Source organism: Acinetobacter sp. YH16052, from assembly GCF_013417155.1.
Lineage (GTDB): Bacteria > Pseudomonadota > Gammaproteobacteria > Pseudomonadales > Moraxellaceae > Acinetobacter.
This window is the reverse complement of record NZ_VPEO01000049.1, coordinates 1-6,080: the sequence shown is the minus strand read 5'-3', so window position 1 is coordinate 6,080 and position 6,080 is coordinate 1. Positions and strand designations below refer to the sequence as shown.

The following is a 6,080-nucleotide window of genomic DNA, read 5'->3' as shown; positions in this document are numbered from 1 at the left end:
CCTGGATCGCAGAGACTTCATTTTTGAGAAAACGGAAGACCTAAAAGGCTTCAATGGCATCCATTGATTATTCGCCAAAGCTAAACAAACCCGTGGAACATTGTTTATTTATTGATCGTGGAACATGAAAAATCACTAAAACAGCCTGAGCGTGACTGCTTATGCTGTTTTTACATCCATAAGACATTGTTTTAAAATGGTTTTTACAAAACGTTTCGTATAACGCGTATTATGTTAATTTTAGAGAAATTCAATAATGCAAAAATATAAATCAAAAATAGATTGGTGGGTGATTATAGTTTTGACAGGAAGTTCTTTACTGCTTTTAACCTTAGTCTATAGTCATTTTGATAGCCAAAATTTACATGCAAATATAATTTTTTCCGTCCTTTTAAGTTCTTTAGCTCTAGTGGTTTGGTTACCCATTCCAACAACATACTATGTTGTAGACGGTGAGATATTAAAGATACACAGTATCTTCTTAAAGTGGGAAATTCCATTGAATAGCATTGAAAAGATCGAGGAAACATCAGACTCTTTATCAGCTCCAGCTTTATCTTTAGATAGAATAAGAATTGAATATAAAAAAGATGGTATTCATGAATCAATCATGGTTTCGCCAAGAAATAAAACTGAATTTATAAAACAAATATCTTGATTTATCCCGCATTTAACATAATGGTTGTTATACGAAATTCTGTTATAAGCCCCATACATTCAAGTTTATTTCTTGCATGAATGTATCCTATAGGATACATTAATCTTATGTACTCAATATATACCACTGAAGTCTTTGATGACTGGTTTACCAAGTTAAAAGACCAGCAGGCAAAAAGACGCATACAAGTCCGAATTGATCGGGTTGAAGATGGAAACTTTGGAGATACTGAACCAGTCGGTGAAGGTGTCTCTGAATTACGTTTCTTCTTTGGACCTGGCTACAGGATCTATTACTGTAAGCAAGGGCAAAGGGTCGTTATTCTTTTAGCAGGCGGAGACAAGTCTACGCAAAGTAAAGATATAAAACTTGCCCTACAACTAGCACAAGATTTAGAGGAGGAGCTATAAATGGCTATTAAACTTCGTAAATGGGACAGTGCTGAACATCTTAAAACAGAAGAAGATATGCAAGCTTACCTACAAGCCTGTATAGATGAATCTAATGGTGATGCGGCATTCATTGCAAAAGCTTTAGGTAATATTGCTAAAGCTAAAGGAATGGCTCAATTATCAAGAGACACAGGTTTAGGCCGAGAAAGTCTTTATAAAGCACTTTCTGGCGATGTAAATCCAAGCTTTGATACTGTTATTAAAGTGGTAAAAGCGCTGAATTTACGCTTAGCAATTTAAAAAAAACTAGTAAAAAAGGGAGCTTAAAGCTCCCTTTTTCAACTTCATATAACGTGTATTATGTTAATTTTAGGAAATCTTAGTCTTTAGCTAACATAATCTTCAGTTGATATTACTTGAGCATATGCAAATTCAAAAGCGGCCATTAATGTTGCATGGACATGACCAGCAGGTACTTTAACGCCATTAAATTCCAAGTCTAGTGTTGCACAAGCATCATGTATCACTTTTACCTTATAACCAAAATCAGAAGCAGCACGAACAGCAGCATCAACACACATATGCGTCATAGCACCAATCACGACTAACTCAGTCACTTGATTGCTATCTAAAATTTCTTTGAGATTCGTATTTAAGAACGCATTGATGTGATTTTTAATGATTACAGCTTCATCTTCTTGCGGCTTAACTGTGTCCTGAAATTCAATACCATTTGAGCTAGGTTCAAATATAGGAGATTCAGCATCAGCAATATGTTGCACATGAATCACTTGAGTACCCAGTTGATGGGCTTTCGCAATTACTTTCACTGCATTAGCAGCAGCTTGTTCAATATTTACCAATGGTAATTTACCTGTAGGTAGATATTCATTTTGTAAGTCGATAACTAATAAAGCTGATTTTGACATACCTATTCCTTTACTTAACTAATATTTGTTTTGTTCTACTTATGTTTTAAAGAAGTGGAATGCTTCCACTTCTTTAAGTCACTTTAGAAAGAAAGCGTTTCACCATCGATAGGAATTAAAACCTTATCTTGGATTCCTTTGTCCTTTACGTAATCTGCAAGCTCAGCACGTGTTACCGACATGTGGTTAATTGCATCCATGTGAACAGCAACCACTTTAGCATTTGGTGCTTTCTGAGTTGCATGATAAGTATCTTCTTTGCCCATAATAATGGATTCTTTAAAGCCATCAACCAAGGCGTTACCTGTATTCAAGACAATCACATCAGGTTTAAATGTTTGAATCGCTTGATCAACTTCAGAACGCCAGATGGTATCTCCTGCCACATAAACAGTTTCATGGCCAGCAGCTTCAAATACCACACCCATTGCTTCACCTAATCCAGCTTTAAGCTTAGGAATACGGTACATGGCATCAGTACCGTGTTGACCACCAGTTTTAGTGAGCTTAATCCCTTCAAAGGTGGCTTGCGTTAATACACGGACATCTTTGAAGCCTTGTGACTGAATGACTTTTTGGTCTTCTTTATTCTGTACAAACAAGGGCATGTTTTTCGGAATAGCCGCTTGTGCTGCATCATCCCAATGATCTAAATGGGTATGGGTCACGATTACCGCATCTACACCTTCTAAAATCGTTTCGGGCTTGATAGGCAAATCGACTAATGGGTTCCGTAAATAGCTACGATGAGTATCGGGGAAACCTTCATAGAACCCTTTTTTAGCAAACATTGGGTCAATTAAAAAGGTTGTATCAGCATAGGTTACTTTAATCGTTGCATTGCGAATTTCTTGTATATGCGTAACTTTAGAAGTATCTCGCTGAACCACCTTATCCTTCGCATATAAATGGACTGAAGCCATTGCCAGAGAGAGTGCAATAACAGAGCTACTTAAAATTTTATTCATGTTCCAGATCCAATCATTTAGTCATACTCGAATCATGATAGGAAAAATTAAGCAATAAAATTGTCCTTAAGGACAATCATCGAAACTATTGGGACAACATGCTATATTTATTATTTTAGAGAGGTAGATCGAATGGCTATACCAGTGATTGGATTATTCGTTTATCCCAATATAAATCCATTTCACTTCTCTATCCCCCATATCATTTTTAATATCAAGATTAAAGATAAACGCTTATTTGATCTGAAAATTTTTTCTATAGATGGCCAACCCGTAAAAACAGAACAGTCTATGATGATTATCCCTGATGGTGGGATTGAGCTCATTAAAGAGTCGGATCTTATTATTATTCCTGGGTGGGATGATTTTAATCACGAGCCTGAACAAGTACTTATCGATGCCCTAAATTGTGCATATCAGACTGGAATTAGAATTGTAGGGTTATGCTATGGAACTTATGCACTGGCATATGCTGGTTTACTTGACCATAAAAAAGCAGCTACGCACTGGATGGCTGAACAAGATTTCAGTGAGCGGTTTCCACAGGTTCAACTTGATCATGATGCCCTGTATGTAGAAGACCAAAGGATTGTAACCTCTGCTGGAACAGGTGCAGCATTAGACTGCTGCCTATACTTGGTACGAGAAATCTATAGTGCACAAATTGCAAATAAAGTCTCTAGAGTAATGGTGATCCCGCCTCACCGTGAAGGTGGGCAAGCTCAGTTTATTGAACAGCCAGTCGCAGAATCGAGCCAAGATGCACAAATTAACCTATTACTTGATTTTTTAAGAAAGAATTTAGCTTTACAACATAATATTGAAAGCTTAGCTGAACGGACACATATGACACGTAGGACGTTCACACGGCATTTTAAGAAAGCGACAGGTATGACCTTAGTCGATTGGCTGAATACTGAAAGAATCAGATTAAGTTGTGAACTCTTAGAAACGACAAACTTGTCTATCGAAAAGATAACCGAGCTTTCAGGTTTTAATAATACCGTGTCATTTAGAAAGAATTTCCGTGAAAAATATGGCACCAGCCCTCAGGCATGGAGAAAAGCTTTTGGGATCATTAATGAGAATAATCCGCCCCATTTAACATAATGGCTGTTATAAGAAATGAAAAAAACCTAGACCGAAGTCTAGGCTTTAAATTTTAAAAACACATAAAAATTAAGGCTATAGTCTCAATTTTTCAACTTCGTATAACGTGTATTATGTTAATTTCAGGAAATTTAAACACTTACCTTATAATTTAACTGTAGTTCATCCGCATTTTCCCCTCTAATGCCCCAGTTTTCTTTAGGAGTTTCAAATATAGTTATCTCAACATCATTTGAATCAATACCGCATAGATTGTTTATATTTTCGAATAGAGTCTTAATAAATGCTTTTTTAGTCTCTTTTGTTCGTCCATCGAACATGGAAATTTCAATAATTATATAAGATGTACTGCGGTCTGCTGGATATATAAAATTTTTGGATTCTAGTGGAATAAAACGTTGAAACCTTTTTTCTTCAGGGTATTTTAATTCTTTAACTAAAGCCTGATGGATAGCTTTACTTAAATTATCACGATGTAATTCTATAGTTTCATCTAAAGCATAAATTTTTATCTGAGACATTACTTTCTCTAAATTAAAACCCTAATTTTAGCTTAATCTCCCCTCCCATTTAAGATAATGGCTGTTATACGAAATGAAAAAACCTAGACTCTGGTCTAGGCTTAAAATTTAAAAAATATATAAAAATCAGTGTAGTAAACTTATTTTTAGAGATTCGTATAACGTGTATTATGTTAATTTTAGGAAAACTTACAATCCATCCTATAAAGAATTATAAGTTTTCCATTGCTCTTTGTATGCATCACAACATTCAATGAAGTTTTCTTTGTGATTGATTTCATGAATATAGTTAAACGCTTCTGGTTGACAAATTTTTAGACACTCCAATTCTCGGTCATATAAAGTCAACATATAGTCAATCGAATGTATAAAGTTTACTGTGGCGTTAGGCTTTTCATATTTTGATGTAGAAGGTTTCCAAAGTGGTTCATGATGAGAGAATCTATCTCTAGTTTTCTTGACCTGTAAAAGTACGTTGAATATTTGATTTACATCTTTTCCTTCTCGTCCAGGAAAAACTTTATCAATATGAATAGTCCAAAAATTATTTATATCTAACCTAGAAACATCATTAAATGGAAACTTCAATAGATGAACCCAAAATCCAAACATTAACTGACTCAGATAATCATCATAAGTTGGCTTCTTCTTTTTCTTCTTTTCCTTAAACTCTCCTGATACCTTTTGTTGGGCTTTTTTTAATTGCTCTAACGATATATGCGATAGTTGTATAGATTTCATCCAGTCATCTTTTTCTACAAATTCTTTAAAATTATCATTAAGATTATTTCTGAGATTTATTTCTACTAAATGAAGTACATAACATAATTTTGTAGCTATATCTTGATGAGCAGTATAGCTAAACATGGTTAAATCAGGTTTTTTAGATGAGATAGCAAAGGTAGAGTTATAAGGTAACAATCTCTTTAAAGAAATTCCTTTTAATAATTCGTCATAGTCTATTAAGCATTCTCTATCCATTACTAACCTTACCTAAACGTTCCTGTATTATTGGTGTTAATGTATTTAAAGCATCAATTAAAGGTTCTAAATTATATATATTTCGACCTCTAAGGACTTTATGAGTTCTAGAACTCATTTCTCTATTTATTAATCCCTTCTCTTCTAGTTCCTTTAGAACCCTTTGAACTGTTCTAGATGAAACTCCTACACGGAAAGCTATAGCTTTCTGAGAGGGATAAGGATACTAATCCTTATTCCACCAATGCATAAGAAGATTTAAGAGAATATTCATTTCCAAAGCATTAATTTCTAAATCAGCTTGAGCAAATAGCAGAGCAGTAGGTACAGAAACAAAGCCTAACTGACTTGTTGTTTCTCCCCATTTGTCAATAAAACTATATTTTTTCATATAAACCTATGAATAAATCTATAACTTAATATCAATTGATTAAAAAAAAATCAAAACATAAAAACATATTCGTATATATAAGTATTGGTATACTTATAGTACGACATGTATGTCATATTGTCACGACGTG

9 protein-coding genes and 1 pseudogene are annotated in these 6,080 nt (G+C 34.3%); 4 read left to right on the top strand and 6 right to left on the bottom strand.

The genetic code is table 11. The features are described 5' to 3' along the window. Positions 1-256 precede the first annotated feature (256 nt). The 3 genes from FTV42_RS15200 (at position 257) to FTV42_RS15190 (ending at position 1,350) form a co-directional block, all read left to right on the top strand. The gene (locus FTV42_RS15200; RefSeq protein ID WP_127801924.1) at positions 257-658 is read left to right on the top strand and encodes a PH domain-containing protein; all 402 of its coding nucleotides are present in this window, start codon (positions 257-259) and stop codon (positions 656-658) included. A 107-nt stretch (positions 659-765) separates the two neighbouring features. Beyond that, complete coding sequence (locus FTV42_RS15195) at positions 766-1,068, top strand: type II toxin-antitoxin system RelE/ParE family toxin (protein WP_000286964.1); 303 nt, start codon at positions 766-768, stop codon at positions 1,066-1,068. Next, entirely contained in the window at positions 1,069-1,350 is a 282-nt protein-coding gene (locus FTV42_RS15190; RefSeq protein WP_000985610.1) for an addiction module antidote protein, read from the top strand. An 86-nt stretch (positions 1,351-1,436) separates the two neighbouring features. Here FTV42_RS15190 and FTV42_RS15185 read toward each other — a convergent pair whose 3' ends face one another. Beyond that, positions 1,437-1,979: a cysteine hydrolase family protein gene (locus FTV42_RS15185; RefSeq protein WP_044109724.1), complete on the bottom strand. Its 543-nt coding sequence runs from the start codon at positions 1,977-1,979 to the stop codon at positions 1,437-1,439. A gap of 83 nt (positions 1,980-2,062) precedes the next feature. Beyond that, positions 2,063-2,947, bottom strand: coding sequence for an MBL fold metallo-hydrolase (locus tag FTV42_RS15180; RefSeq protein WP_180039156.1), 885 nt, complete (start codon positions 2,945-2,947; stop codon positions 2,063-2,065). Positions 2,948-3,079: 132 nt separating this feature from the next. On the opposite strand from FTV42_RS15180, the gene FTV42_RS15175 reads away from it, so the two are divergent. Further along, the gene (locus tag FTV42_RS15175) at positions 3,080-4,057 is read left to right on the top strand and encodes a GlxA family transcriptional regulator (RefSeq protein ID WP_127801075.1); all 978 of its coding nucleotides are present in this window, start codon (positions 3,080-3,082) and stop codon (positions 4,055-4,057) included. A 131-nt stretch (positions 4,058-4,188) separates the two neighbouring features. Here FTV42_RS15175 and FTV42_RS15170 read toward each other — a convergent pair whose 3' ends face one another. From FTV42_RS15170 to FTV42_RS17680, 4 genes and pseudogenes are all read right to left on the bottom strand, one after another. Further along, positions 4,189-4,578 (bottom strand): tautomerase family protein, encoded by a 390-nt coding sequence (locus FTV42_RS15170; protein ID WP_004781111.1) that lies wholly within the window; start codon positions 4,576-4,578, stop codon positions 4,189-4,191. Positions 4,579-4,779: 201 nt separating this feature from the next. Then, a complete protein-coding gene (locus FTV42_RS15165) occupies positions 4,780-5,559 on the bottom strand; it encodes an Abi family protein (RefSeq protein WP_180039155.1) in 780 nt (259 codons plus the stop codon). Further along, positions 5,552-5,770: pseudogene (locus FTV42_RS17685) on the bottom strand (MarR family transcriptional regulator); the annotation flags it as partial. The pseudogene FTV42_RS17685 and the gene FTV42_RS15165, both read right to left, overlap by 8 nt. A gap of 15 nt (positions 5,771-5,785) precedes the next feature. Then, positions 5,786-5,950: a hypothetical protein gene (locus FTV42_RS17680; protein ID WP_257223467.1), complete on the bottom strand. Its 165-nt coding sequence runs from the start codon at positions 5,948-5,950 to the stop codon at positions 5,786-5,788. Positions 5,951-6,080: the final 130 nt, after the last annotated feature.